Genomic DNA, 26,330 nt, shown 5'->3' with positions numbered 1-26,330 from the left:
GTAGCAGGAGCCCAAGATGTTCGAGGCCGTCGAGGAACTCGTCGCCGAGCACGCCGACCTGGAGAAGAAGCTCGCCGACCCGTCGGTCCACTCCGACCAGGCCAACGCGCGCAAGCTGAACAAGCGTTACGCCGAGCTCACCCCGATCGTCGCCACGTTCCGCTCCTGGAAGCAGACGGGCGACGACATGGAGACCGCGCGCGAGCTGGCCGCCGACGACCCGGACTTCGCCGCCGAGGTCAAGGAACTGGACAAGCAGCGCGACGAGCTCACCGAGAAGCTCCGCCTCCTGCTCGTCCCGCGCGACCCCAGCGACGACAAGGACGTCATCCTGGAGGTCAAGGCGGGCGCGGGCGGCGACGAGTCGGCGCTCTTCGCCGGGGACCTGCTGCGCATGTACCTGCGCTACGCCGAGCGGGTCGGCTGGAAGACCGAGATCATCGACTCCACCGAGTCCGAGCTGGGCGGCTACAAGGACGTCCAGGTCGCCGTGAAGACCAAGGGCGGCCAGGGCGCCACCGAGCCGGGACAGGGCGTCTGGGCGCGGCTGAAGTACGAGGGCGGGGTGCACCGCGTGCAGCGGGTGCCCGCCACCGAGTCCCAGGGCCGTATCCACACCTCCGCGGCCGGCGTGCTCGTCACGCCCGAGGCCGAGGAGATCGACGTCGAGATCAACCCCAACGACCTGCGCATCGACGTCTACCGGTCCTCCGGACCCGGTGGCCAGTCCGTCAACACCACCGACTCCGCCGTGCGCATCACGCACATTCCGACCGGAGTCGTCGCCTCCTGCCAGAACGAGAAGAGCCAGCTGCAGAACAAGGAGCAGGCGATGCGTATCCTGCGCTCCAGGCTGCTCGCGGCGGCGCAGGAGGAGGCGGAGAAGGAGGCCGCGGACGCCCGGCGCAGCCAGGTCCGCACCGTCGACCGCTCCGAGAAGATCCGTACGTACAACTTCCCGGAGAACCGCATCTCGGACCACCGCGTCGGCTTCAAGGCGTACAACCTGGACCAGGTCCTGGACGGCGACCTCGACCCGGTGATCCAGGCCTGCGTCGACGCCGACTCGGCGGCCAAGCTCGCCGCCGCGTAAACGCCCCCGCACCACCCGCACCGGACAACAGCTCAGCCCCGGAGGACCAGCGTGAACCTGCTGCTCATGGAGGTGGCCCAGGCCACCCAGCGGCTGGCCGACGCCGGCGTGCCCTCGCCGCGCACCGACGCGGAGGAACTCGCCGCGTATCTGCACGGCGTCAAGCGGGGCGAGCTGCACACCGTGCCGGACGCGGACTTCGACGCCCGGTACTGGGAGGTCGTCGCCCGCCGTGAGGCGCGCGAGCCGCTCCAGCACATCACCGGCCGCGCCTACTTCCGCTACCTGGAGCTCCAGGTCGGCCCCGGCGTCTTCGTGCCCCGCCCCGAGACCGAGTCGGTCGTCGGCTGGGCCATAGACGCCGTGCGCGCCATGGACGTCGTCGAGCCCTGCATCGTCGACCTGTGCACCGGCTCGGGCGCCATCGCGCTCGCGCTCGCCCAGGAGGTGCCGCGCTCGCGCGTCTACGCCGTGGAGCTGTCCGAGGACGCCCTCAAGTGGACGCGGAAGAACATGGAGGGGTCCAGGGTCGAGCTGCGCCAGGGCGACGCCCTGACGGCGTTCCCGGACCTCGACGGCCAGGTCGACCTGGTCGTCTCCAACCCGCCGTACATCCCGCTCACCGAGTGGGAGTACGTCGCTCCCGAGGCCCGCGACCACGATCCCCAGCTGGCCCTGTTCTCCGGCGAGGACGGCCTCGACCTGATCCGCGGCCTGGAACGCACCGCGCACCGCCTGCTGCGCCCCGGCGGGGTCGTCGTCGTCGAGCACGCCGACACCCAGGGCGGCCAGGTGCCGTGGATCTTCACCGAGGAGCGGGGCTGGGCCGACGCGGCCGACCACCCCGACCTCAACAACCGCCCCCGCTTCGCGACGGCCCGCAAGGCGCTGCCGTGAGCACCACCCTGACTTCAACCCCGCAGTACGTGTACGAGGAGGCCCGCTAATGGCACGGCGATACGACACCAACGACGCGACCGACCGTGTGACCGGTCTGCGCGAGGCCGCGTCCGCCGTCCGCCGTGGCGAGCTCGTGGTGCTGCCGACGGACACGGTGTACGGCATCGGCGCCGACGCGTTCTCCTCGGAGGCCGTCGCCGACCTGCTGGACGCCAAGGGCCGGGGCCGCAACATGCCCACGCCCGTCCTCATCGGCTCCCCGAACACCCTGCACGGCCTGGTCACCGACTTCTCCGAGCTGGCCTGGGAGCTGGTCGACGCCTTCTGGCCGGGCGCGCTGACGCTGGTCGCCAAGCACCAGCCGTCCCTCCAGTGGGACCTCGGCGACACCCGCGGCACGGTCGCCGTCCGCATGCCCCTGCACCCCGTCGCCATCGAGCTGCTCACCGAGTTCGGCCCCATGGCCGTCTCCTCCGCCAACCTCACCGGCCACCCGGCGCCGGAGGACTGCGACGCCGCCCAGCAGATGCTCGGCGACTCCGTCTCCGTCTACCTCGACGGCGGCCCCACCCCCGGCAACGTCCCGTCGTCCATCGTCGACGTGACCCGCGAGGTGCCCGTGCTGCTGCGCGCGGGCGCGCTGTCGGCCGAGGATCTGCGCAAGGTGGTACCCGACCTCGAGGTGGCGAATTGACGGCCCCTGGGACGGGGCGTGGCATAGGCAACGGGGAACGCGCCGCGGAGATCACGACGACGTTCGTCGGCCTCCCGCGCGACAGCTTCCGCATCCTCCACGTCAGCACCGGCAACGTCTGCCGCTCGCCCATCACCGAGCGGCTGACCCGGCATTTCGTGACGGAGCGGCTCGGCGTGCTGGGCGGCGGCCTCATCGTGGAGAGCGCGGGCACCTGGGGCCACGAGGGCGCGCCCATGGAGACCAACGCGGAGACGGTCCTCGCGGACTTCGGCGCGGACGCGGCCGGCTTCACCGGGCGTGAGCTGCTGGACGAGCACGTGATCCGCGCGGACCTGGTGCTGACGGCGACGCGGGACCACCGCGCCCAGGTCATCTCCATGGGGCACTCGGCGGGGCTGCGCACCTTCACCCTCAAGGAGTTCACCCGCCTGGTGAACGCCATCGACCCGGCCACACTGCCCTCCCTGGACGAGGGCGTGGTCGCGCGTGCGCGTGCCCTGGTGCGTGCCGCGGCGGCTCTACGCGGGTGGCTGCTGGCGCCGACGGCGGAGGCGGACGAGGTGTACGACCCGTACGGGGCGCCGCTGCCCTTCTTCCGGTCGGTCGGGGACGAGATACACCAGGCGCTGGATCCCGTGGTGACGGCGCTCACGGGGGTACCCACGAGGACGTGAGGGGCGCGACGGCCGAGCGCACCGCCGGTACCGGGCCTACATTGGTCGTACGTCACCGTCGACGCACGCCCGGAGCGCATCATGTCGGTCACCCACGACATCCTTGAGGCCGATGACAGCACGCTCGGGGTCCTGCTGCGCCAGGACCCCCAGCTGGCCGAGATCCTGCTCGCCGAAAGCCGCCGGCAGTCGACGACCCTCCAGCTGATCGCCGCCGAGAACTTCACGTCTCCCGCCGTGCTGGCCGCCCTCGGTTCCCCGCTGGCCAACAAGTACGCCGAGGGCTACCCGGGCGCCCGGCACCACGGCGGCTGCGAGATCGTCGACGTCGCCGAGCGGCTCGCCGTCGAGCGCGCCCAGGACCTCTTCGGCGCCGAGCACGCCAACGTGCAGTCGCACTCCGGCTCCTCCGCCGTGCTGGCCGCCTACGCCGCGCTGCTGCGCCCCGGCGACACCGTGCTCGCCCTCGGCCTGCCCTACGGCGGCCACCTCACGCACGGCTCACCGGCGAACTTCTCCGGCCGCTGGTTCGACTTCGTCGGCTACGGCGTGGACGCGGAGACCGGCCTGATCGACTACGACCAGGTGCGCACCCTGGCCCGCACCCACCGCCCCAAGGCGATCGTGTGCGGCTCGATCGCCTACCCCCGCCACCCCGACTACGCGACCTTCCGCGACATCGCCGACGAGGTGGGCGCCTACCTCGTCGCGGACGCCGCCCACCCGATCGGTCTGGTCGCCGGGGGAGCGGCGCCCAGCCCGGTGCCGTACGCCGACGTCGTCTGCGCCACCACGCACAAGGTGCTGCGCGGGCCGCGCGGCGGCATGATCCTGTGCGGGAGCGAACTGGCCGAGCGGGTCGACCGGGCCGTGTTCCCGTTCACCCAGGGCGGCGCGCAGATGCACACCATCGCCGCCAAGGCGGTCGCGTTCGGCGAGGCGGCAACCCCGGCCTTCGCCGCGTACGCCCATCAGGTGATCGCCAACGCCCGCACCCTCGCGGCCCACCTGGCCGCCGAGGGACTGGTCGTCACCACCGGCGGCACCGACACCCACCTGATCACCGCCGACCCCGCCCCGCTGGGCGTCGACGGCAGGACCGCGCGGGGCCGGCTCGCGGCGGCCGGAATCGTCCTGGACTGCTGCGCGCTGCCGCACGACGACGCCCGCGGCCTGCGCCTGGGCACGGCGGCCCTCACCACGCAGGGCATGGGGGAGCGGGAGATGCGGGCGGTGGCCACCCTGCTCGCGGAGGTGCTCCGGGGCGGCACGGACGCCGCCGCGGCGCGGGACGACGTACGGGATCTGGTCACGGAGTTTCCGCCGTATCCGGACTGAGGCAGGGTAGGCGCACACGCGTGCACAGCCACACGTGCAACCATCGTCGCTACCCGGAAGTCCCCAACCATATGCGCGCATCGCTAGGGTGGTGGGCCGGGAATGGCCAGCGAGATCTGTGGGGAAGCCCGTGCGTGAATACCTGCTGACGCTCTGCGTCACGGCCGCGGTGACGTATCTGCTGACAGGGCCGGTACGTAAGTTCGCGATCGTGGCGGGGGCGATGCCGGAGATCCGGGCACGTGACGTGCACCGGGAGCCCACTCCGCGCCTCGGCGGGATCGCGATGTTCTTCGGACTCTGCGCGGGCCTGCTGGTCGCCGACCACCTCACCAATCTCAGTGAGGTCTTCGAGAAGTCCAACGAGCCGCGGGCCCTGCTCTCCGGAGCCGCCCTGATCTGGCTGATCGGCGTCCTGGACGACAAGTTCGAGATCGACGCCCTGATCAAGCTGGGCGGGCAGATGATCGCCGCCGGCGTGATGGTGGTGCAGGGGCTGACGATCCTGTGGATCCCCGTCCCGGGCTTCGGCAACGTCGCGCTGACCCAGGGGCAGGGCACCCTGCTGACGGTGGCGCTGGTCGTCATCACCATCAACGCGGTCAACTTCGTGGACGGCCTCGACGGTCTCGCGGCCGGCATGGTGTGCATCGCGGCGGCGGCGTTCTTCATGTACGCCTACCGGATCTGGTACTCGTACGGCATCGAGGCGGCGGCGCCCGCCTCGCTGTTCGCGGCCATCCTCATGGGCATGTGCCTGGGCTTCCTGCCGCACAACATGCACCCCGCCCGGATCTTCATGGGCGACTCGGGATCGATGCTGATCGGCCTGGTGCTGGCGGCGGGCGCGATCTCGGTGACCGGGCAGGTGGATCCGGACGCGATGCGGCTGTTCTCCGGGTCCGAGCGCAACACCGTGCACCAGATGGTGCCCGTCTACATCCCGCTGCTGATGCCGCTGACCATCATCGCCATCCCGGCCGCCGACCTGATCCTGGCGATCGTCCGGCGCACCTGGCGTGGCCAGTCGCCGTTCGCCGCGGACCGGGGGCACCTGCACCACCGGCTGCTGGAGATCGGCCACTCGCACAGCCGCGCGGTGCTGATCATGTACTTCTTCTCGGCGCTGATCGCCTTCGGCGCGCTCGCTTACTCCGTGAACGCCGCTTCCATGTGGATCGTGCTGAGCGTGGTCTTCCTCAGCGCGATCGGCCTGGTCCTGCTCCTGCTGCCGCGCTTCACCCCCCGCGCCCCGCGCTGGGCCGAGCGCTTCGTGCCGCCGCGCTACCGCCGCCGCGGGGCCCCGGCGGCCGACGAGTCCGAGCCCGCCGTGGTCGAGGACGAGACGGACGAGACGGACGAACGCGTGCCGGTCGCCGCGGGTGTCTCGGGCGTCAACGGGGCCACCGCCGTCGGCCCCCGTTCGCGCGCAAGGTAAGAATCTGACTAGAGCATTGCCAACTCGTGGGGGAACGAAGTACCCCATTACCAGACAAGTGGGCCCAGTAATTGCTCAGGCGCGCACTGTCACTCTCATGTGTGACAGTAAGCACACCCATAGGTAAAGACCTCATCAAATAGTTTGTGATACGGTTCACGAGAACCCCCGGGTAGAGCCTTAAGGACCGTAGTGCGACGGTCTCTTGGGCGTGAGGACTCCGTTCGGCCCGGGATTACGCTCGTCCATGACGACACCTGCCCCCTGTGTGTGAAAGCGGAGTTGCCGCCATGCCGTCCAATGACGTCCGGATCCTGCTTCAGGCTGCCGTGCCCACGGCTGCCGTCGGCGCTGTAGCCGCCGTCGTCAGCGCCGTGGTCGCCGGCGGCAAGGGGGCGATCGGTGCCGTGGTGGGGACGCTCGTGGTGATCCTCTTCATGGGGCTCGGTCTCTACATCCTGCAGCGCACCGCCAAATCGCTCCCGCACCTCTTCCAGGCGATGGGCCTGATGCTCTACGCGGCACAGATTCTTCTGCTGTTCATTTTCGTCGCCGCGTTCAAGAACACGACGCTGTTCAACTCCCGGGCCTTCGCGCTCACCCTGGTCGCAGGCACCCTCGCCTGGATCGCCGCCCAGACGCGCGCCCACATGAAGTCCAAGATTCTCTACGTCGAACCCGAATCGTCGGGCGAAAAGCCCGAAAAGACGGGCCACTCGTCGTGAGGGGTAGGGCCGGGATAAAGAGGCATGTGAAGTCCTGCTATCGTCCGGTGCCAACTGCGGCATCGCGGGCGCGGGCATCCCAGCTGACGCCTGCTCAATCGCGAGGCGAGATGCCCCACAGCCGCCCCCACACCCGTAACACCAGTCCCGTGCCGAACTGCGGCCCCGCGCCGCGCCGACACAACGAGGTTGCCGTACCCATGCGCCACGATGAAGGAGCCCGCGGTGAGTGCTGACCCGACACAGGTGCTCGCCTTCGACACCAACTGTCACATCTTTGACGGCTGCGGCTTCGCCGAGGTCTCCCCGGGCCTGCACTCGTTCCTGTTCCAGCCCCTTCTGGGCGATGGGGACAGCAACCTGTACTTCAACAAGACGATGCTGCTGGCGCTGCTCGGCTCGATCATCATCGTCGGCTTCTTCTGGGCCGCCTTCCGCAAGCCGAAGGTGGTCCCGGGCAAGCTCCAGATGACGGCCGAGGCGGGGTACGACTTCATCCGGCGCGGTGTCGTCTACGAGACCATCGGCAAGAAGGAGGGCGAGAAGTACGTCCCTCTCGTGGTCTCGCTGTTCTTCTTCGTATGGATGATGAACCTCTGGTCGATCATTCCGGTCGCCCAGTTCCCGGTTACCTCGATCATCGCCTACCCGATGGTCCTGGCCCTGATCGTCTACGTTCTGTGGGTCTCGCTCACCTTCAAGCGGCACGGCTTCGTCGGCTTCTGGAAGAACGTCACCGGCTACGACAAGTCGCTCGGCGCGGTGCTTCCGCTGGCCATGCTGATCGAGCTCTTCTCGAACCTGCTGATCCGGCCGTTCACCCACGCCGTACGACTGTTCGCGAACATGTTCGCCGGGCACACACTGCTGCTCCTGTTCACGATCGCCAGCTGGTACCTGCTGAACGGCGTCGGTATCGCCTACGCGGGCGTCTCGTTCGTGATGGTCATCGTGATGACCGCGTTCGAGCTGTTCATCCAGGCCCTGCAGGCGTACGTGTTCGTCCTGCTCACGTGCACCTACATCCAGGGCGCGCTGGCCGAGCACCACTGAGCCGGCCCTCAACCCGCCCTCAACCAAGTCGTCCGGTGGCCAACCCCCACCGGTCCGTAAAGGAAAAGGAAGAACTGGCATGTCCCAGACCCTTGCTGCCGTCGAAGGTTCCCTCGGTTCCATCGGTTACGGTCTCGCCGCGATCGGCCCCGGCGTCGGCGTCGGCATCATCTTCGGTAACGGCACCCAGGCCCTGGCCCGTCAGCCCGAGGCTGCCGGCCTGATCCGTGCCAACCAGATCCTCGGCTTCGCCTTCTGTGAGGCGCTCGCCCTCATCGGTCTGGTCATGCCGTTCGTCTACGGCTACTGATCGCTGACACAGACCAGCCGACTAGACGAAAGGCACCCCCATGAGCCAGCTGCTCACGATCGCGGCATCAGAGGGTGAGAACCCTCTCATTCCGCCGATCCCCGAGCTTGTCATCGGCCTGATCGCCTTCGTCATCGTCTTCGGCTTCCTCGCCAAGAAGCTGCTCCCGAACATCAACAAGGTTCTGGAAGAGCGTCGCGAGGCCATCGAGGGCGGTATCGAGAAGGCCGAGGCCGCGCAGACCGAGGCCCAGAGCGTCCTTGAGCAGTACAAGGCCCAGCTCGCCGAGGCCCGGCACGAGGCCGCGCGCCTGCGTCAGGAGGCGCAGGAGCAGGGCGCCACGCTCATCGCCGAGATGCGCGCGGAAGGCCAGCGGCAGCGTGAGGAGATCATCGCCTCCGGTCACGCCCAGATCCAGGCCGACCGCAAGGCCGCCGCGTCCGCGCTGCGCCAGGACGTCGGACAGCTGGCCACTCAGCTGGCCGGCAAGCTCGTCGGCGAGTCCCTCGAGGACCACGCCCGGCAGAGCCGCGTCATCGACCGCTTCCTGGACGAGCTGGACGACAAGGCGACGAAGGCCGAGGCAACCCGATGAACGGAGCGAGCCGCGAGGCCCTTGCCGCCGCACGTGAGCGTCTCGACGCGCTGACGGACTCCACGTCCGTGGACGCCGGCTCGCTCGCCGACGAGCTGGCCGCCGTCACCGCGCTGCTCCACCGCGAGGTGTCGCTGCGTCGGGTCCTCACCGACCCGGCGCAGGCCGGCCAGGCCAAGGCCGAGCTCGCCCAGCGCCTCCTCGGCACCCAGGTCAGCGGTCCCGCCGCCGACCTGGTGGCCGGCATGGTGCGCTCCCGCTGGTCGCAGTCGCGCGACCTGGTGGACGCGCTGGAGGAGCTGGCGAACACCGCCGACCTCACCGCCGCGCAGAAGGCGGGCCGGCTCGACAACGTCGAGGACGAGCTGTTCCGGTTCGGCCGGATCGTCGCCTCGAACACCGAGCTGCGCGCCGCGCTGACCAACCGTTCGGCCACCACCTCGGCCAAGGGCGAGCTGCTGCGCAGCCTGCTCGGCGGCCGGGCGGACGTGACCACCGAGCGTCTGGTGACGCGCCTTGTCACCGTGCCGCGGGGACGTAGCCTGGAGTCGGGACTCGAATCCCTGTCCAGGCTCGCCGCCGACCGGCGGGACCGGATGGTCGCCGTCGTCACCTCGGCGGTGCCGCTGAGCGACACGCAGAAGCAGCGCCTCGGCGCGGCCCTCGCGAAGGTCTACGGCCGCCCGATGCACCTCAACCTCGACGTGGACCCCGAGGTCCTCGGCGGGATCCGGGTGCAGGTCGGTGACGAGGTCATCAACGGCTCCATCGCGGACCGCCTGGAGGACGCCGGCCGCCGGATGGCGAGCTGACGGCCCCGAGACAACAGCACAACAAGCAGTACGTACTTACGACGGCCCTGGTTGGGCCGTGCAGAGGATTCACCTCTTTTTGGGGGGAGTCCCCGACTCGTGGAATACCCCCCAAGTGAAACTTCGGGCCCAACAAGGAGAGCAGGGAACTCAGATGGCGGAGCTCACGATCCGGCCGGAGGAGATCCGGGACGCGCTGGAGAACTTCGTCCAGTCGTACAAGCCGGACGCGGCCTCGCGCGAGGAAGTCGGTACGGTCACCCTTGCCGGCGACGGCATCGCGAAGGTCGAGGGTCTTCCCTCGGCCATGGCCAACGAACTGCTGAAGTTCGAGGACGGCACCCTCGGCCTCGCCCTCAACCTCGAGGAGCGCGAGATCGGTTGCGTCGTCCTCGGTGAGTTCAGCGGAATCGAGGAGGGCCAGCCGGTCACCCGCACCGGCGAGGTCCTGTCGGTCGCCGTGGGCGAGGGCTACCTCGGCCGTGTCGTCGACCCCCTCGGCAACCCGATCGACGGCCTCGGCGAGATCGAGACGGAGGGCCGCCGCGCCCTCGAACTGCAGGCCCCCACGGTCATGCAGCGCAAGTCGGTGCACGAGCCGATGGAGACGGGCTACAAGGCCGTCGACGCCATGACCCCGATCGGCCGTGGTCAGCGTCAGCTGGTCATCGGCGACCGCCAGACCGGCAAGACCGCGCTGGCCGTCGACACGATCATCAACCAGCGTGACAACTGGCGCACCGGCGACCCGAGCAAGCAGGTCCGCTGCATCTACGTCGCCATCGGCCAGAAGGGCTCGACGATCGCGTCGGTCCGCGGCGCGCTGGAGGAGAACGGCGCGCTGGAGTACACGACCATCGTGGCCGCCCCGGCGTCCGACCCGGCCGGCTTCAAGTACCTGGCGCCGTACACCGGCTCGGCCATCGGCCAGCAGTGGATGTACGAGGGCAAGCACGTCCTGATCATCTTCGACGACCTGTCGAAGCAGGCCGACGCCTACCGCGCCGTGTCGCTGCTGCTGCGCCGCCCGCCGGGCCGCGAGGCCTACCCCGGTGACGTCTTCTACCTGCACTCCCGTCTGCTGGAGCGCTGCGCGAAGCTCTCCGACGCCGAGGGCGCCGGTTCGATGACGGGTCTGCCGATCGTCGAGACCAAGGCCAACGACGTGTCGGCGTTCATCCCGACCAACGTCATCTCCATCACCGACGGCCAGTGCTTCCTGGAGTCCGACCTGTTCAACGCCGGTCAGCGTCCGGCCCTGAACGTCGGTATCTCGGTCTCCCGCGTCGGTGGCTCCGCCCAGCACAAGGCCCTGCGGCAGGTCTCCGGCCGACTGCGCGTGGACCTCGCCCAGTTCCGTGAGATGGAGGCGTTCGCCGCCTTCGGTTCCGACCTGGACGCCGCGTCGAAGGCGCAGCTGGAGCGCGGTCAGCGCATGGTCGAGCTGCTGAAGCAGGACCAGTACCAGCCGATGTCCACCGAGGACCAGGTCGTCTCCGTCTGGGCCGGCACCACCGGCAAGATGGACGAGGTGCCGGTCGCCGACATCCGCCGCTTCGAGAAGGAGCTCCTCGAGTACCTGCACCGCCAGGAGCAGGGCCTCATGACCTCCATCCGCGAGGGCGCCAAGATGTCCGACGACACCTTGCAGGCCATCGCCGAGGCGATCGCGGCATTCAAGAAGCAGTTCGAGACCTCGGACGGCAGGCTGCTCGGCGAGGACGCCCCGTCCGCCGCCAAGTGACGTAAGGAAGGGACCTGACTCATGGGAGCCCAGCTCCGGGTCTACAAGCGTCGCATCCGATCCGTCACCGCGACCAAGAAGATCACCAAGGCGATGGAGATGATCGCCGCCTCGCGCGTCGTCAAGGCGCAGCGCAAGGTGGCGGCCTCCACGCCGTACGCGCAGGAACTGACCCGCGCGGTCACGGCGGTCGGTACCGGTTCGAACACCAAGCACCCGCTGACCACGGAGGCGGAGAACCCGACCCGTGCCGCGGTCCTGCTCCTCACGAGCGACCGCGGTCTGGCCGGCGCCTTCAACTCCAACGCCATCAAGGCGGCGGAGCAGCTGACCGAGCGCCTCGAGCGTGAGGGCAGGCAGGTCGACACGTACATCGTCGGCCGGCGCGGTCTCGCCCACTACAACTTCCGCGAGCGCAAGGTCGCGGAGTCGTTCGCGGGCTTCACCGACGAGCCCTCGTACGCGGACGCCAAGAAGGTCGCGGCGCCGCTGATCGAGGCCATCGAGAAGGAGACGGCGGAGGGCGGCGTGGACGAGCTCCACATCGTCTACACCGAGTTCGTCTCGATGATGACGCAGACGGCGGTCGATTCCCGGCTGCTGCCGCTGAGTCTCGACGAGGTGGCTCAGGAGTCGGCGACGAAGGACGAGATCCTTCCGCTGTACGACTTCGAGCCGTCGGCGGAGGACGTCCTCGACGCCCTGCTGCCGCGCTACGTCGAGAGCCGCGTCTACAACGCGCTGCTGCAGTCGGCCGCCTCCAAGCACGCCGCCACGCGGCGCGCGATGAAGTCGGCCACCGACAACGCGGGCGAGCTGATCAACACGCTCTCCCGTCTTGCCAACGCGGCCCGCCAGGCCGAAATCACCCAGGAAATCAGCGAGATCGTCGGTGGCGCCAGTGCCCTGGCCGACGCGAACGCGGGGAGTGACAACTAATGACCACCACTGTTGAGACCGCGACGGCCACGGGCCGCGTCGCCCGGGTCATCGGCCCGGTCGTCGACGTGGAGTTCCCCGTCGACGCGATGCCGGAGATCTACAACGCCCTCCACGTCGAGGTCGCCGACCCGGCGCAGGCGGGCGAGCTGAAGAAGCTGACCCTGGAGGTCGCCCAGCACCTGGGTGACGGCCTGGTCCGCACCATCTCGATGCAGCCGACCGACGGTCTGGTCCGCCAGGCCGCGGTGACCGACACGGGTTCGGCCATCTCCGTCCCCGTCGGCGACTTCACCAAGGGCAAGGTGTTCAACACCCTCGGTGAGGTGCTGAACGTCGACGAGACCTACACCGGTGAGCGCTGGCCGATCCACCGCAAGGCGCCGAACTTCGACGAGCTCGAGTCGAAGACCGAGATGTTCGAGACCGGCGTCAAGGTCATCGACCTGCTGACCCCGTACGTCAAGGGCGGCAAGATCGGTCTGTTCGGCGGTGCCGGCGTCGGCAAGACGGTGCTCATCCAGGAGATGATCTACCGCGTCGCCAACAACCACGACGGTGTCTCCGTGTTCGCCGGTGTCGGTGAGCGCACCCGTGAGGGCAACGACCTCATCGACGAGATGAGCGAGTCCGGCGTCATCGACAAGACCGCGCTGGTCTTCGGTCAGATGGACGAGCCGCCGGGCACCCGTCTGCGCGTCGCGCTGGCCGGCCTGACCATGGCCGAGTACTTCCGTGACGTCCAGAAGCAGGACGTGCTGTTCTTCATCGACAACATCTTCCGCTTCACCCAGGCGGGCTCCGAGGTGTCGACCCTGCTCGGCCGCATGCCCTCCGCGGTGGGCTACCAGCCGAACCTGGCCGACGAGATGGGTCTCCTCCAGGAGCGCATCACCTCGACCCGTGGTCACTCGATCACCTCGATGCAGGCGATCTACGTCCCCGCGGACGACCTGACCGACCCGGCCCCGGCCACCACCTTCGCCCACCTCGACGCGACGACGGTGCTCTCCCGTCCGATCTCCGAGAAGGGCATCTACCCGGCCGTGGACCCGCTGGACTCGACGTCCCGCATCCTCGACCCGCGGTACATCGCGGCGGACCACTACCAGGCCGCGATGCGCGTGAAGAGCATCCTGCAGAAGTACAAGGACCTGCAGGACATCATCGCGATCCTCGGTATCGACGAGCTCGGCGAGGAGGACAAGCTCGTCGTCCACCGTGCCCGTCGCGTGGAGCGCTTCCTGTCCCAGAACACCCACGTCGCCAAGCAGTTCACCGGCGTCGACGGGTCGGACGTCCCGCTGGACGAGTCGATCGCGGCCTTCAACTCGATCTGCGACGGCGAGTACGACCACTTCCCGGAGCAGGCGTTCTTCATGTGCGGTGGCATCGAGGACCTGAAGAAGAACGCGAAGGAGCTCGGCGTCTCCTGAGCCTCGTGCCCATCGTGAGCCCCAGGGCTCACACCGGAGGGGGCGGGCGCGTCCCGCCCCCTCCGTCACGCCTATTAGACTTGTAACCAACACCCGGCCCTCCGGCCGGGTGGTGACCCGAGGAGCCACCTTGGCTGCTGATCTGCACGTCGCGCTGGTCGCGGCCGACCGAGAGGTCTGGTCCGGCGAGGCCACCCTGGTCGTCGCGCGCACCACGTCCGGCGACATCGGCGTCATGCCCGGTCACCAGCCGCTGCTCGGTGTGCTGGAGTCGGGCCCGGTGACCATTCGTACGAGTGACGGTGGGACGGTCGTCGCCGCGGTGCACGGCGGTTTCATCTCGTTCGCGGACAACAAGCTGTCGCTGCTGGCCGAGATCGCCGAGCTGTCGGACGAGATCGACGTCCAGCGCGCGGAGCGGGAGCTCGAGCGCGCGAAGGCGGAGGGCGACGCCCACGCCGAGCGTCGCGCGGACGTCCGACTGCGCGCGGCGGCGGGACGCTGATCCACAGCACTGTGCGATAGCGTCGTGCCATGACGTCACTCAGCCGCGGCTGGGACCGGAGCCATCCGGACCCGGCCGCGGCTGAGGCAGATCCGGGTGTTTTTTCCGTTCCGTTACCTAGGAGACGAGGAGGTCGGTGTCGATGGCCCTCGCTCTGACTGTGTGCGGAATTGTCGTCGCCCTGGTGGTGATCGCGCTCTTCGTCTTCGGTCTGCGCCGCCGGCTGATCCAGCGTTCGGGCGGCACCTTCGACTGCTCCCTGCGCTGGGACGCCCCCAAGGAGGGCGACGGAGCCGGCAAGGGCTGGTCCTACGGAGTGGCCCGCTACAACGGCGACCGGGTCGAGTGGTACCGCGTCTTCTCGTACTCCCCCCGCCCGCGCCGCGTCCTGGAGCGCTCCGCGATCGAGGTGGCCGGCCGCCGCGTCCCGGACGGCGAGGAGGAGCTGGCGCTGCTCTCGGACGCCGTCGTGCTCGCCTGTCTCCATCGGGGCACGCGACTGGAACTGGCGATGAGCGAGGACGCGCTGACCGGATTCCTCGCGTGGCTGGAAGCAGCCCCGCCCGGTCAGCGCGTCAATGTCGCTTAGGCCATAGGCCCGTAGGGATTACTTCAGCCCGCTGTCGATGGCGCTCACCAGCTCGCCGTTCGCGGTGTCGCCGCTGAACTCCCAGAAGAAGGCGCCGCCCAGCTTCTGCTGCTCGGCCCAGTCCATCTTGGACTTGACGGTGGCCGGGGTGTCGTAGGACCACCAGTTGCTGCCGCAGTGCGCGTACGCGGTGCCGGCGACGGTGCCGGTGGCCGGGCAGCTGTTCTTGAGGACCTTGTAGTCCTCGATGCCCGCCTCGTACGTGCCGGTCGCCGGGCCGGTCGCCGTGCCGCCGGGCGCGGACTGGGTGACGCCGGTCCAGCCGCGGCCGTAGAAGCCGATGCCGAGGAGCAGCTTGGCGGCCGGGACGCCGGCCGCCTTGAACTTCGCGATCGCCTCGGCGGAGTTGAAGCCCTGCTGCGGGATGCCGTCGTACGAGGTCAGCGGCGAGTGCGGAGCGGTCGGGCCGTTCTTCGCCCAGGCGCCGAAGAAGTCGTACGTCATCACGTTGTACCAGTCGATGTACTGCGCGGCGGCGCCGTAGTCGGCGGCCTCGATCTTGCCGCCGTCGGAGGCGTCGGCGGTGACGGCCGCGGTGACCAGGTCGTCGCCGAACTCGGCGCGCATGGCCTTCATCATGGTGCTGAAGGCGTTCGGTGCGCTGGTCGTGTCACAGCTGAGGCCGCAGGCGTTCGGGTACTCCCAGTCCAGGTCGATGCCGTCGAAGACGTCGGCCCAGCGCGGGTCCTCGACCAGGTCGTGGCAGGACTTCGCGAAGGCGGCGGGGTTCTTCACCGCGTCGGGGAAGCCGCCGGACCAGGTCCAGCCGCCGAAGGAGAACAGCACCTTGATGTGCGGGTACTGGGCCTTCAGCTTGCGCAGCTGGTTGAAGTTGCCGCGCAGCGGCTGGTCCCAGGTGTCGGCGACGCCGTCGACGGACTGGTCGGCGGTGTACGCCTTGTCGTAGTCGGCGTAGGCGTCACCGATGGTGCACTTGCCGCCCTGGACGTTGCCGAAGGCGTAGTTGATGTGCGTGATCTTCTCGGCGGAGCCGGAGGTGACCAGGTTCTTCACGTGGTAGTTGCGCCCGTAGACGCCCCAGTTGGTGAAGTAGCCGAGCTTGACCTCTTCGCCCGGCTGCGGGTCGGGACCGCCGCCGCCACCGGTGGTGGTGACCTTCACCGCGCCGCTGACCGGGCCGGTCTGGTCGGCGGTGTCGCGGGCCTGGACGGTGTAGGAGTAGTCGGTGCCGGCGGTCAGGCCGGTGTTGGTGTAGGTGGTGCCGGTGACCGTGGCGACCTTGGCGCCGTCGCGCAGGACGTCGTAGTTCTTGATGCCCTTGTCGTCGGTCGCCGCGGACCAGGACAGTTTCACCGAGGTGTCGGTGATCCCGGAGGCGGTGGGTGTCCCGGGCGCCGAGGGTGCCTCGTCGCCGGGGACGGAGGTGCCGTCGCAGCTGCCGCCGTTGAGCTTGCAGTTGGACGGGGAGCCGGGGCCGCTGCCGTTGAAGCCGAAGGAGACCGACGCCCCGGGGGCGAGGGTGCCGTTCCAGCCGACGTTCTTGGCGGTCCAGTGGTCACCGGAGTTGGTGACCGTGGCGTCCCAGGCGGAGGTGACCTTGGTGCCGGAGGGGAAGTCCCACTCGACGTTCCAGGAGTTGATGGTGGTGGTTCCGGTGTTCTTCACCGTCCACTTGCCGCCGAAGCCGGTGCCCCAGTCCGAGGTCTTGGCGAAGGTGGCCGTCGCACTCGTCGCGGCCTGGGCGGGACTCGCGAGGCCGACCAGGCCGGCCAGCGGGAGCGACAGTGTCGCGACCAGTGCCGCGACTCTGTGTCTGAAGCGCATGCTGCGCCTCCTTATGTGGGGTTGTGTCGTGGGCATGACTGAGCCTCATGCCCGCAGTGCCGCGAGAATAGAAAGGTCTGGACCATAGGTCAATAGGTCTGGACCAGTGCTACAGCCTGTAGTTGAGTGGGGAACTAGATCCCCAACTCCTGCGCGAGCACCGCCGCTTGCACCCGGCTGCGCAGCGCCAGCTTCCCCAGCAGGCGGCTGACGTGCGTCTTCACCGTGGCTTCCGCCATGTCCAGCCGCTCGGCGATCGCCGCGTTGGACAGCCCCTCACCGAGACAGGACAGCACCTCCCGCTCGCGCCGGGTGAGGTCCTCCAGCACCGACGGATCGGCGGTCGGCTCCCGGACCGGCTTCGCGGCGAACTCGGCGATCAGCCGCCGGGTGACGGCGGGGGCGACGATCCCCTCACCGCCCGCCACCGTGCGCACGGCCGCGAGGAGGTCCTTCGCCTCCGTGTTCTTCAGCAGGAACCCGGCGGCCCCCGCCCGCAGCGCCCCGAAGACGTACTCGTCCAGGTCGAAGGTGGTCAGTACGAGCACGTCGGCCAGCTGCTCGGCGACCACCCGCCGGGTCGCCGACACCCCGTCCAGCCGAGGCATCTGAACGTCCATCAGCACCACGTCCGGCCGCAGCTCCCGGGCCAGCGCCACCGCCTGCTCGCCGTCCGCCGCCTCCCCGGCCACCTCGATGTCCGGGGCGCTGCCCAGGATCAGCACCAGTCCGGCGCGGACGGCGGACTGGTCCTCGGCGACGAGGACGCGGATCATGCGAGGTCTCCTTCGGTCAGGGGCAGGGTGGCGCGTACGGTCCAGATCTTGCCGCCCGTCGAGCCGGGGTCCGCCACCGGCCCGGCCTCGAACGTGCCGTGCAGCAGCGCCACCCGCTCCCGCATGCCGACCAGACCGGCACCGGAGCCGGGGGCACGCGGGGCCTCCCGGTCGCCGTAGGGGCTGGTCACCAGGACGCGCAGCACGTCGTCGTGCCGGGTCAGCTCGACCCGTACCGTCCCCTCCGAGGCGTGCTTGAGCGCGTTGGTGAGCGACTCCTGCACGATCCGGTACGCGGCCAGCTCGACCGGCGCGGGCAGCCCCTCGCCCGGTGCCGCCTCCAGGGTGACGTCGAGGCCGTTGGCGCGGGCGCCGTCGGCCAGCGCGCCGAGCCCGTCGAGGGTGGGGGCGGCGGCCGGTTCGGTGTCCTCGCCGGTGTCCCGCAGGATGCCGATCAGGCGTCGCATCTCGGCCAGTCCCTCGACGCTGTTCTCGCGGATGACGCCGAGCGCCTGCCGGGTGGTGGCCGGGTCGTCCAGGGAGAGCGCGGCCGTGGAGTGGATGGCGATCGCGGAGAGGTGGTTGGCGACCATGTCGTGCAGCTCGCGGGCCATCCGGGAACGTTCCGCGGTCACCGCCTGGACCCGGTCCATCTCGGCCAGCAGCGCGGTCTGCTCGGCGCGCAGCAGGGCGGCGTCGGCGGCCTCGCGGTGATTGCGCACGATCAGGCCCGTGGAGGCGGGCGCGAACGACACGACTCCGACGGCGACACCGATCAGCAGCGCCTCGGGCACCCGCCACAGCGCGAACGGCACGATGGTCCCGGCCACGGTGAGCAGCCCGGTGATCCACGGGATGCGGCGGGCCGCGGCGGGCGGGCCGTACAGCACGGCGGCGTACATCAGGTCGGTGTACATGATGACCGTGACCAGGCTGCCCTGCGTGAGCGTGTCCCCGACCAGCGCGGCCGTGCCGATCAGCAGACCGGTGCGCGGCGCGGAGCGGCGCAGCAGCTCGCAGCCCGCGATGACGGCGAGCGGGACCAGCAGCGGCCAGCGGCCGTCGAACAGCACGATCGGTTCGTCGGCGGGCCGCACGCCCAGGCCGATGCCCCACAGGAGCAGCCCGCCGAGCAGACCGGCCGACGCGGCGTACACGTCGAAGCGGCGCGGGCGGGGGAGTCGTACGGCCATGCCACCATCCAACACGCCCCGCGCCCCGCCCGCCTGATCCCGGGGAACGGTCCGGCACTGCATCTTTCGATGTACCGGAGGTTCGTCACCGGCGACGACGAACGAGGCGGGTTCCGACGGGAGCCTGGAAGGGTGAACGAAGGGAGCACGTCATGGTCGTCGCGTTGATCGTCGCCTGCGAGGTCGGCTTCTGGGTGCTGCTGGCGCTCGGACTCGCCGCCCGCTACCTGTTGAAATGGCGCCGCACCAGCGTCTTCCTGCTGCTGTGCGAGCCCGTCCTGGAACTGGTGCTGTTCGCCGCGACGGCCATCGACCTCAAGAACGGCGCCGAGCCGGGCTGGGAACACGGCCTGGCGGCGCTGTACATCGGCTACACGGTCGCGTACGGCCACTACACGATCCGCTGGCTCGACGGCCACGCCGCCCACCGCCTGGGCGGCGGCCCGCCCCCGGTGAAGCCCCCGCGCTACGGCAGGGCGCGGGCCGCCCACGAGGGCCGGCTGTGGGTGCGCACCCTGCTGGGCGCCGCCGTGGCCTGCGCGCTGCTCCAGGGCGCGGTCTGGTACGTCGGTGTCGGAGACGTGTCGTCGCTGCGGGCCTTCCAGTGGGTGGCGATCCGGGTCGCCGCCATTCACGGGCTGGTGGCGCTCGGGTACCTGATCTGGCCGAAGAAGGACCCGGCGGGAACGCCGGCGCCGAGCGGGAAGCGCCCCGAAAGGGCGCGGGGCTGAGTCGACATGCGGCTCCGCCGCGTGGGCGCGACCAGCCACGACGGAGTCGCAGACGAACGACGGCACCAGCCCCCGGCACACCCAGCGGAGCGTCTAGCGCTCCCCGCCCGGCACCCACAGCACGTCCCCGACCTCCTTGTTGGCCACCCGGGCGAGGATGAAGAGCAGGTCCGAGAGGCGGTTCAGGTAGGTCGCGGTGAGCGGGTTCATCGACTCGCCGTGGACCTCCAGCGCCGCCCACGTCGAGCGCTCGGCCCGCCGGACCACCGTGCACGCCTGGTGCAGCAGGGCGGCGCCGGGCGTGCCGCCGGGCAGGATGAAGGAGCGGAGCTTCTCCACCTCGGCGAGGAAGCGGTCGCAGTCCGCCTCCAGCTTGTCGACGTAGAACTGCTCGACCCGCAGCGGCGGGAACTCCGGGTTCTCCACCACCGGCGTGGACAGGTCCGCGCCCACGTCGAACAGGTCGTTCTGGACGCGGACGAGGACCTTGACGACCTCCTCGTGCAGGCCGCCGAGGGCGATCGCCGTGCCGATCACCGCGTTCGCCTCGTTGGCGTCGGCGTACGCGGAGATGCGGAGGTCGGTCTTGGGGACCCGGCTCATGTCACCGAGGGCGGTGGTGCCCTGGTCGCCGGTCCGGGTGTAGATGCGCGTCAGGTTGACCATGGGGCCAGCGTAGTTAGGCTCCGGCGGTACGGAACACGCGTGTGCCCACCGTCACGGCCGGCGCGGTGAGGGCGAGGGCGACCAGGACGCCGTAGAGCATGTGCGGCGTCGCGTAGCCGCCGACGTACGCGTCCCGTACCGCGTCGACCAGATAGCGGAACGGCATCAGGTGCGAGAGCACGTCCAGCCACGCCGGCCCAGCGTCATCGGCAGCATCAGGCCGGATGTTGAGCGAGAAGGTGCTCAACTACGCCGTACGAGGCGCGGGCTGACACCCGAATGGCACCCCCCGGTGTGATGTCCGTCATCTGAGACGTGACGCGCGTTACTAACCGGTCACACAGCCCCTCACGCCCGCTAATCTCCGGCCGAGAGAAGAGAAACAGCGCGTATCAGGGGAGTCGCACAGTGGCACGGAAGCTCGCCGTCATCGGAGCCGGTCTCATGGGGTCCGGAATCGCCCAGGTCTCCGCCCAGGCGGGCTGGGACGTCGTCCTGCGCGACGTCACCGACGAGGCGCTCCGGCGCGGCACCGACGGCATCGAGGCGTCGTACGACAAGTTCGTCGCCAAGGGGAAGCTCGCCGCCGACGACGCCGAGGCCGCCCTCGCGCGCATCACCGCCACCACCGACCTGGAGGCCGCCGCCGACGCGGACGTCGTCGTCGAGGCCGTCTTCGAGAAGCTGGAAGTCAAGCACGAGATCTTCCGCGCCCTCGACAAGCTGGTGAAGGACGAGGCGATCCTCGCGTCCAACACCTCCGCCATCCCGATCACCAAGATCGCGGCCGTGACGGAGCGCCCCGAACGGGTCGTCGGCGCCCACTTCTTCTCCCCGGTCCCGATGATGCAGCTGTGCGAGCTGGTGCGCGGCTACAAGACCAGCGACGAAACGCTCGCCACCGCGCGGGAGTTCGCCGAGTCCACCGGCAAGACCTGCATCGTCGTCAACCGCGACGTCGCCGGCTTCGTGACCACCCGCCTCATCTCCGCCCTCGTCGTCGAGGCCGCGAAGCTGTACGAGTCGGGCGTGGCCACCGCCGAGGACATCGACCTCGCCTGCAAGCTGGGCTTCGGCCACGCCATGGGACCGCTGGCCACCGCCGACCTGACGGGCGTCGACATCCTGCTGCACGCCACCGGCAACATCTACACCGAGTCCCAGGACGAGAAGTTCGCCCCGCCGGAGCTGATGCGCCGGATGGTGGACGCCGGTGACATCGGCCGCAAGAGCGGGCAGGGCTTCTACAAGCACTGAGGTCGCATCGGCCCCGGGAAACGTCACACGCCGGGGTGAATTCGGTATCGGTTCGCTTACAGGCGGCAACCTCCGATCGTTTCGGCCAGTCAGAGGTTGCAACACCTGATATCGCCGAGAGATCACGCAGAAGAATCGACGAGACGAAACAAAGACGCACGCCGGGGAGCGCATATGCACATCAGGGGCGACCACGTCGAGCTGGTCGTCGGGGGCCGCCTCGACGTCCGCAGCGCGGCGGACGCCCGTACGGTCCTGCACTCGGCCGTCGACGACGGAGTCGGCGACCTGGTGCTGGACCTGTCCGAACTGGACTCCTGGGACGCCACCGGACTCGGCGTGATCATGGGGGCCCACCGGCGGGCCGGCCGCTGCGGCCGGCGGCTGGTGCTGCGCGACGTACCGCCGCAGATGCAGCGCCTGCTGGTGGCCACCCGGCTGCACCGGATCCTGGCCATCGAGGGCGGCATCGGCGTGGAGACCCTGCCCAGGGTGTGACGCCACGGGCCGGTGCGGTCCGGTGGACCGGGGTGACCCGGACACCGCTCGGCGAAACGCCCGACGCACGCAATCCTCACGAGACTGTGACGTCTCGGACGGGTCGGTACCCCGGACTGTCGGAGATACTGAGCGAAGGTTTAGGGTCTGGCTGCCCGCCATCTTGCGAACCCATCTGGCGGGCCCGGACCAGAAGCGACAGCGCGGTGTGCGGCAAGGCCGGGAGAGGGTGGTCCCGACCGGGGCCCTGCACACGACGCTTTTGGGGGGCTTGAACCTATGGACCCGAACAACCGGGGACCCGAGGAGCACGGCCAAGACGGCGACCACCAGGCGCCGCGCCCACGCCCGCCCAGGGACCCCCTCACCACCGACTTCGGACAGCACGCGCCCGCGCTGGCCCGCACAGTGCAGCTGGTGTCCGGCGACTTCCTGCTCACCGTCAACCCCGTCGACGGCAGCGAGATCGAGGTCTGCCCGCCCGCGGAGCGGCCCGCCCGGCCCGAGAAGCTCACCGCGGCCGAACGCGCCGAGGCGGAGCGCGCCGGGAGGCCGCCCGTCCCGCCGGGACCGGTCCGGACCGTGCTCGGCCTGCTGGCCCGCGAGGACGAACGCGAACGCCTGGTGCGGCTGCTCGCCCGCGGCCGTTCCGTCCGCCTCACCGGCCCCGCCGGTTCCGGCCGCACCAGCCTCCTCGACGTCGTCGCCGAGGACTGCGCGGGCCTGGCACCCGACGGCGTGGTCCGGCTCAGCGGCTTCCGCCGCACGGCCGACGACCTCCTGTACGACCTCTTCCACGCCGTCCACCGCGCGCCGCTGCACCGCCCGGACCGGGAGGAACTGCTCGGCCATCTGCGGGAGGTCGGCGCGGTCGTCGTCCTGGACGACGTCGAGTTCGGCGGCACCGCCCTCGACGAGCTGCTGGACGCCACCCCCGAGTGCGCCTTCCTCATCGGCGCCACCCCGGACGTGCCCGCGCCCTCCGCCGACTCGGCCGTCGAGGAGGTCTTCCTCACCGGCCTGGACCGCTCGGACGGCGTGGAGCTGCTGGAGCGCGCCGCCGGCCGGACCCTCACCGAGGAGGAGGCCAACTGGGCCGGCGACCTCTGGTTCGAGTCCGAGGGCCTGCCGCTGCGCTTCGTCCAGGCCGGTGCCCTGCTGCGCCGGCGCGACCGGCAGCGGGCCGGTGCCGACGCCGTCGACGAGTTCGGCGTCTTCGTCGACGCCCGTCCGGCCGACGACACGCCCTACGACGCCGCCGAGGCCGCCGAGGTGCCCCTGCCGTCCCTCGGTGAGGCCGCCGCGCCCGCGCCGCTGCTCGCCTCCCGGCTCAGCGCCTCGGCCCGCGCCACCCTGGAGTTCGCCGTCGCGCTCGGCGGCGAGGTGCCGCACCAGGCGCATCTGCCCGCCCTGGTCGGCGACACCCACGCGGACGCCGCCCTCGGCGAGCTGACCGACTGCGGACTGGTCTCGCCGGTCGGCTCCCGCTACCGGCTCGCCGCCGGGGTGCTCACCCAGCTGGAGAGCGCCGGATACGCCGACGACGTACGGGAGAGGGCGCTGGCCGCCACCCAGCACTACGCCTGGTGGGCCGGCCACCCCTCGGTCACCCCGGAGCGGGTCTGCGCCGAGGCCGACGCCGTGCTGGCCGCCCTGTCCGTGCTGGTGCCGGCGACGACCCCGCCGGCGGACGACGAGGAGAGCCCCGCCGTCCAGCTGGCCCGCACCGCGGCACCGGCGTTCGCCGCCGGGCTGCACTGGAGCGCCTGGCAACGGGCGCTGCGTTCCGGCACCGAGGCCTCCCGGCTCGCCGGTGACGTCGCGGAACAGGCCTACTTCCACCACGAACTCGGTGTCCTCGCGCTGTGCGAGGGCCACCTCGACCGGGCCCGCGCCGAGCTGGAGGCCTCCATCGGGCTGCGCGGCGCGCTCTCCGACAAGCGCGGCGCCGTGGCGGGCCGCCGTGCCCTCGCACTGGTCGCCGACCGGAGCGGGGACACCCCCGGCCTCGGCACCGGCGCCGGCGCGTTCGGTGGAGCGGGGGCCGCTGCCGGGTTCGGCGTCGTCGGCCTCGGCCCGACCGCGGGGGAGGAGGTGCCCGACGCCCGGAACGAGGAGTCGGCGTCGCCGCCCGCGGGCGTACCCGCGCCCTTCCCGCCCCTCCAGCCGCCCCCGCAGGCGCCGACCCTGGTCACCAGCCGGGAGGCGTCCACCGGGCCGTCCCGCAAGGCGGGCGTCGGCATCAAGGGCTTCGCGCGGCGCAACCTCGTCGCCGCCGGAGCGGGCGCCCTGCTCGTCGCCGTGCTCGGCACGGTGGTGACCCTCGGAGCCACGTCGGAGAACGACGCCGGCGATCCCTCGGACCAGGTCGGTGTCAATCCGTCGGCCAGCCAGGGTGTCGACGACGGCAGCCTGGGCGCGGACCGGCCGTCCGACGACGGCGCGAACCCGGGAGACACCGGCCGGCCCACCGACCCCGGCCCGGACGGCACCGTCGGCACGTCGGACGACCCGACGCCGAGCGAGTCGGCGAGCCCGTCGGACGGCCCGAGCAGCCCGGGCGGCTCCGACGAGCCCGGCGACAGCGAGAGCCCGGACGACCCCGGCTCGCCGGACGAGTCGAGCAAGCCGCCGACCTCGCCCTCGACGAAGCCGACCACGCCGAAGCCCACGGACACCGAGCCGACCGATCCCGGTACGCCGACCGAGACCGAGGAGCCCACCACCCCCGCGCCCACCGACACGGAGACGCCCCCGCCGTCGACCCCGGAGACCTCCGACACGGCCAGCGGCCCCGGCGCGCCCTCCACCACCGCCGGCTCCCCCGCGGGCACCGCGACCGCCTCGCAGAGCAGCACCGCGACCAGCGGCACGGGCACCGGCACGGGGACGCCGAGCGGCTCGGGCCCGGCGACGGGTCAGATCATCTGACGTTCCCCGGAACACGCACGGAACAGCACGGAGGGCCGGGTCCGCCGACACGGACCCGGCCCTCTCGCACGTCGTAGGCGACGCCCGCTCAGAACAGCCGCAGCTTGTCGTCCTCGATGCCCCGCATGGCGTTGTAGTCCAGCACCTGGCAGCCGATACCGCGGTCCGTGGCGAGCACGCGGGCCTGCGGCTTGATCTCCTGGGCGGCGAAGACGCCGCGCACCGGGGCGAGATGGGGATCGCGGTTCAACAGCTCCAGGTAGCGCGTGAGTTGCTCCACGCCGTCGATCTCGCCGCGCCGCTTGATCTCGACCGCGACGGTCCGGCCCTCGGCGTCCCGGCACAGGATGTCGACGGGGCCGATGGCGGTCATGTACTCGCGGCGGATGAGCGTGTAGCCCTCGCCCAGCGTCTCGATACGGTCGGCGAGCAGCTCCTGGAGGTGCGCTTCCACGCCGTCCTTGATCAGGCCCGGGTCGACGCCCAGCTCGTGCGAGGAGTCGTGGAGGATCTCCTCCATCGTGATGATGAGCTTCTCGCCCGCCTTGTTGACGACGGTCCAGACGCCCTCCTCCTCGCCCGTGCCCTCCTTCAGGGCGCAGGGCGGCGACATCCAGTTGAGGGGCTTGTAGGCCCGGTCGTCGGCGTGGATCGAGACGCTGCCGTCAGCCTTGACCAGGATCAGCCGGGGAGCCGAGGGCAGGTGGGCGGTGAGCCGCCCGGCGTAGTCGACGGAGCAGCGGGCAATGACGAGACGCATGGTCGGCAACGCTACTCGACGTGCCCGGCCCGACGCGATTCGCCCGTGCCCCGGCGGCCCCGGGCGCTGTCCCACTTCTCCCATTGGCCCCGTCTTGCGCACTGGCCGATTGTGCGCCTACCGGATGGTGCCCATATGGGCATTCTCCTGGTGCGGTCACGATCGGTTGCTTACGGTATTGAACGGGAGGTCGCGAGGTGTGTACGCAGCGTGTTCGAAATCGCGCTCCCTTTAACTGTCCGGCAACCCCTGCCAGTCGGGGGTGCGAGAGGAGAACCCATGTCGCTCGACGTCTCACCGGCCCTACTCGAACAGGCCGAGCGAGGCGAGGTCGACGAAGCAGCCTTCGTCGACTGCGTCCGGACTTCCCTGCCTTACGCATGGGAGATGGTCAGCTCCCTGGTGGCACAGCTGAAGGTCGACGGCGGAGCGTTCGCCGACAACCAGACGCCCCCGCCGGACGAGCAGGCGCGCGGCCAGCTGCTGCGTGCGCTGGCGAGTGACGCCATCCGCGGTGCACTGCAGCGGCACTTCGGGGTGCGGCTGGCCTTCCAGAACTGCCACCGGGTGGCGGTGTTCCCGTTGGACTCCTCTGTCGACGAGAAGCTGACCCGCTTCACCTCGGTACGCAGCCAGGTGCTGAACCAGTCGCCCGAGTTCCGCGACTGCTGACGCCAGGGGGTGTCGATTGGATCAGGCCGGCTCCGGGCAACGGCGACTTGTGGTCGGCCCGAGCGGGGTCTGGTGCGTGCAGCTGCAAGGCGGAGGAGCGAGTCGACGCGGAGCGTCGGCGAGTGACGACAAGGCCGCAGATGTGCGTGCCAG

26 protein-coding genes and 1 pseudogene are annotated in these 26,330 nt (G+C 70.4%); 21 read left to right on the top strand and 6 right to left on the bottom strand.

Features of this window, described 5'->3' with window-relative positions; genetic code table 11:
* Positions 1 to 16 precede the first annotated feature (16 nt).
* The 16 genes from prfA to RI578_RS12830 all read left to right on the top strand — a co-directional run bounded on the left by prfA (position 17) and on the right by RI578_RS12830 (position 14,848).
* Positions 17 to 1,093: a peptide chain release factor 1 gene (gene prfA / locus RI578_RS12905; protein ID WP_210960458.1), complete on the top strand. Its 1,077-nt coding sequence runs from the start codon at positions 17 to 19 to the stop codon at positions 1,091 to 1,093.
* Positions 1,094 to 1,144: 51 nt separating this feature from the next.
* Positions 1,145 to 1,990 (top strand): peptide chain release factor N(5)-glutamine methyltransferase, encoded by an 846-nt coding sequence (prmC, locus tag RI578_RS12900; RefSeq protein ID WP_310871220.1) that lies wholly within the window; start codon positions 1,145 to 1,147, stop codon positions 1,988 to 1,990.
* Positions 1,991 to 2,039: 49 nt separating this feature from the next.
* Entirely contained in the window at positions 2,040 to 2,687 is a 648-nt protein-coding gene (locus tag RI578_RS12895; protein ID WP_310871219.1) for an L-threonylcarbamoyladenylate synthase, read from the top strand.
* Positions 2,684 to 3,364, top strand: coding sequence for a protein-tyrosine-phosphatase (locus RI578_RS12890; RefSeq protein ID WP_310871218.1), 681 nt, complete (start codon positions 2,684 to 2,686; stop codon positions 3,362 to 3,364). Before RI578_RS12895 ends, RI578_RS12890 begins: the two co-directional genes overlap by 4 nt.
* Positions 3,365 to 3,445: 81 nt before the next feature.
* The gene (glyA, locus tag RI578_RS12885; RefSeq protein WP_310871217.1) at positions 3,446 to 4,702 is read left to right on the top strand and encodes a serine hydroxymethyltransferase; all 1,257 of its coding nucleotides are present in this window, start codon (positions 3,446 to 3,448) and stop codon (positions 4,700 to 4,702) included.
* 130 nt (positions 4,703 to 4,832) lie between these two features.
* Positions 4,833 to 6,140, top strand: coding sequence for an MraY family glycosyltransferase (locus tag RI578_RS12880; RefSeq protein ID WP_310871216.1), 1,308 nt, complete (start codon positions 4,833 to 4,835; stop codon positions 6,138 to 6,140).
* 290 nt (positions 6,141 to 6,430) lie between these two features.
* Positions 6,431 to 6,865: a hypothetical protein gene (locus RI578_RS12875; protein ID WP_121749215.1), complete on the top strand. Its 435-nt coding sequence runs from the start codon at positions 6,431 to 6,433 to the stop codon at positions 6,863 to 6,865.
* A gap of 210 nt (positions 6,866 to 7,075) precedes the next feature.
* The gene (gene atpB / locus RI578_RS12870) at positions 7,076 to 7,918 is read left to right on the top strand and encodes a F0F1 ATP synthase subunit A (protein ID WP_193776525.1); all 843 of its coding nucleotides are present in this window, start codon (positions 7,076 to 7,078) and stop codon (positions 7,916 to 7,918) included.
* Positions 7,919 to 7,997: 79 nt separating this feature from the next.
* Positions 7,998 to 8,228, top strand: a complete 231-nt coding sequence (atpE, locus tag RI578_RS12865; protein WP_009321656.1) for an ATP synthase F0 subunit C — start codon at positions 7,998 to 8,000, stop codon at positions 8,226 to 8,228.
* Between the two features lie 40 nt (positions 8,229 to 8,268).
* Positions 8,269 to 8,823 carry a F0F1 ATP synthase subunit B gene (locus RI578_RS12860; RefSeq protein ID WP_310871215.1) on the top strand — a complete coding sequence of 185 codons (555 nt, stop codon included), beginning with the start codon at positions 8,269 to 8,271 and terminating at the stop codon, positions 8,821 to 8,823.
* Positions 8,820 to 9,635 (top strand): F0F1 ATP synthase subunit delta, encoded by an 816-nt coding sequence (locus tag RI578_RS12855; RefSeq protein WP_310871214.1) that lies wholly within the window; start codon positions 8,820 to 8,822, stop codon positions 9,633 to 9,635. Before RI578_RS12860 ends, RI578_RS12855 begins: the two co-directional genes overlap by 4 nt.
* A gap of 154 nt (positions 9,636 to 9,789) precedes the next feature.
* Positions 9,790 to 11,379: a F0F1 ATP synthase subunit alpha gene (gene atpA, locus RI578_RS12850; protein WP_310871213.1), complete on the top strand. Its 1,590-nt coding sequence runs from the start codon at positions 9,790 to 9,792 to the stop codon at positions 11,377 to 11,379.
* A 21-nt stretch (positions 11,380 to 11,400) separates the two neighbouring features.
* Positions 11,401 to 12,318: a F0F1 ATP synthase subunit gamma gene (locus tag RI578_RS12845; protein WP_310871212.1), complete on the top strand. Its 918-nt coding sequence runs from the start codon at positions 11,401 to 11,403 to the stop codon at positions 12,316 to 12,318.
* Complete coding sequence (atpD, locus tag RI578_RS12840) at positions 12,318 to 13,754, top strand: F0F1 ATP synthase subunit beta (RefSeq protein ID WP_310871211.1); 1,437 nt, start codon at positions 12,318 to 12,320, stop codon at positions 13,752 to 13,754. Before RI578_RS12845 ends, atpD begins: the two co-directional genes overlap by 1 nt.
* 130 nt (positions 13,755 to 13,884) lie before the next feature.
* Positions 13,885 to 14,259: a F0F1 ATP synthase subunit epsilon gene (locus RI578_RS12835; protein WP_064729863.1), complete on the top strand. Its 375-nt coding sequence runs from the start codon at positions 13,885 to 13,887 to the stop codon at positions 14,257 to 14,259.
* Positions 14,260 to 14,401: 142 nt separating this feature from the next.
* The gene (locus tag RI578_RS12830; RefSeq protein ID WP_310871210.1) at positions 14,402 to 14,848 is read left to right on the top strand and encodes a DUF2550 domain-containing protein; all 447 of its coding nucleotides are present in this window, start codon (positions 14,402 to 14,404) and stop codon (positions 14,846 to 14,848) included.
* An 18-nt stretch (positions 14,849 to 14,866) separates the two neighbouring features.
* Here RI578_RS12830 and RI578_RS12825 read toward each other — a convergent pair whose 3' ends face one another.
* From RI578_RS12825 to RI578_RS12815, 3 genes are all read right to left on the bottom strand, one after another.
* The gene (locus RI578_RS12825) at positions 14,867 to 16,693 is read right to left on the bottom strand and encodes a glycoside hydrolase family 18 chitinase (protein ID WP_310871209.1); all 1,827 of its coding nucleotides are present in this window, start codon (positions 16,691 to 16,693) and stop codon (positions 14,867 to 14,869) included.
* A 134-nt stretch (positions 16,694 to 16,827) separates the two neighbouring features.
* The gene (locus RI578_RS12820; RefSeq protein WP_310871208.1) at positions 16,828 to 17,469 is read right to left on the bottom strand and encodes a response regulator transcription factor; all 642 of its coding nucleotides are present in this window, start codon (positions 17,467 to 17,469) and stop codon (positions 16,828 to 16,830) included.
* A complete protein-coding gene (locus RI578_RS12815) occupies positions 17,466 to 18,662 on the bottom strand; it encodes a histidine kinase (protein ID WP_310871207.1) in 1,197 nt (398 codons plus the stop codon). Before RI578_RS12815 ends, RI578_RS12820 begins: the two co-directional genes overlap by 4 nt.
* Positions 18,663 to 18,814: 152 nt before the next feature.
* Here RI578_RS12815 and RI578_RS12810 point away from each other — a divergent pair, with 152 nt between their 5' ends.
* The gene (locus RI578_RS12810) at positions 18,815 to 19,393 is read left to right on the top strand and encodes a hypothetical protein (RefSeq protein ID WP_310871206.1); all 579 of its coding nucleotides are present in this window, start codon (positions 18,815 to 18,817) and stop codon (positions 19,391 to 19,393) included.
* A gap of 93 nt (positions 19,394 to 19,486) precedes the next feature.
* On the opposite strand, the gene RI578_RS12805 is transcribed toward RI578_RS12810, so the two are convergent.
* Positions 19,487 to 20,059: a cob(I)yrinic acid a,c-diamide adenosyltransferase gene (locus RI578_RS12805; RefSeq protein WP_210960441.1), complete on the bottom strand. Its 573-nt coding sequence runs from the start codon at positions 20,057 to 20,059 to the stop codon at positions 19,487 to 19,489.
* 13 nt (positions 20,060 to 20,072) lie between these two features.
* Positions 20,073 to 20,299: pseudogene (locus tag RI578_RS12800) on the bottom strand (ABC transporter permease); the annotation flags it as partial.
* Between the two features lie 168 nt (positions 20,300 to 20,467).
* Between RI578_RS12800 and RI578_RS12795 the strand changes: the two are divergent.
* From RI578_RS12795 to RI578_RS12785, 3 genes are all read left to right on the top strand, one after another.
* Positions 20,468 to 21,316: a 3-hydroxyacyl-CoA dehydrogenase family protein gene (locus tag RI578_RS12795; RefSeq protein ID WP_310871205.1), complete on the top strand. Its 849-nt coding sequence runs from the start codon at positions 20,468 to 20,470 to the stop codon at positions 21,314 to 21,316.
* Positions 21,317 to 21,490: 174 nt separating this feature from the next.
* The gene (locus tag RI578_RS12790) at positions 21,491 to 21,814 is read left to right on the top strand and encodes an STAS domain-containing protein (RefSeq protein WP_030187305.1); all 324 of its coding nucleotides are present in this window, start codon (positions 21,491 to 21,493) and stop codon (positions 21,812 to 21,814) included.
* A 279-nt stretch (positions 21,815 to 22,093) separates the two neighbouring features.
* Positions 22,094 to 24,745 carry an ATP-binding protein gene (locus RI578_RS12785; protein WP_310871204.1) on the top strand — a complete coding sequence of 884 codons (2,652 nt, stop codon included), beginning with the start codon at positions 22,094 to 22,096 and terminating at the stop codon, positions 24,743 to 24,745.
* Positions 24,746 to 24,833: 88 nt separating this feature from the next.
* Here the strand turns inward: RI578_RS12785 and nucS are convergent, their stop codons facing one another.
* Positions 24,834 to 25,505 (bottom strand): endonuclease NucS, encoded by a 672-nt coding sequence (gene nucS / locus RI578_RS12780; RefSeq protein WP_121749232.1) that lies wholly within the window; start codon positions 25,503 to 25,505, stop codon positions 24,834 to 24,836.
* Positions 25,506 to 25,784: 279 nt separating this feature from the next.
* Between nucS and RI578_RS12775 the strand changes: the two genes are divergently transcribed.
* Positions 25,785 to 26,177, top strand: a complete 393-nt coding sequence (locus RI578_RS12775; RefSeq protein WP_055421911.1) for an SCO5389 family protein — start codon at positions 25,785 to 25,787, stop codon at positions 26,175 to 26,177.
* Positions 26,178 to 26,330: the final 153 nt, after the last annotated feature.

Source organism: Streptomyces sp. BB1-1-1 (assembly GCF_031597775.1).
Lineage (GTDB): Bacteria > Actinomycetota > Actinomycetes > Streptomycetales > Streptomycetaceae > Streptomyces > Streptomyces thinghirensis.
The sequence above is the reverse complement of the archived record's forward strand: the minus strand, read 5'-3'. Positions and strand labels throughout refer to the sequence as shown.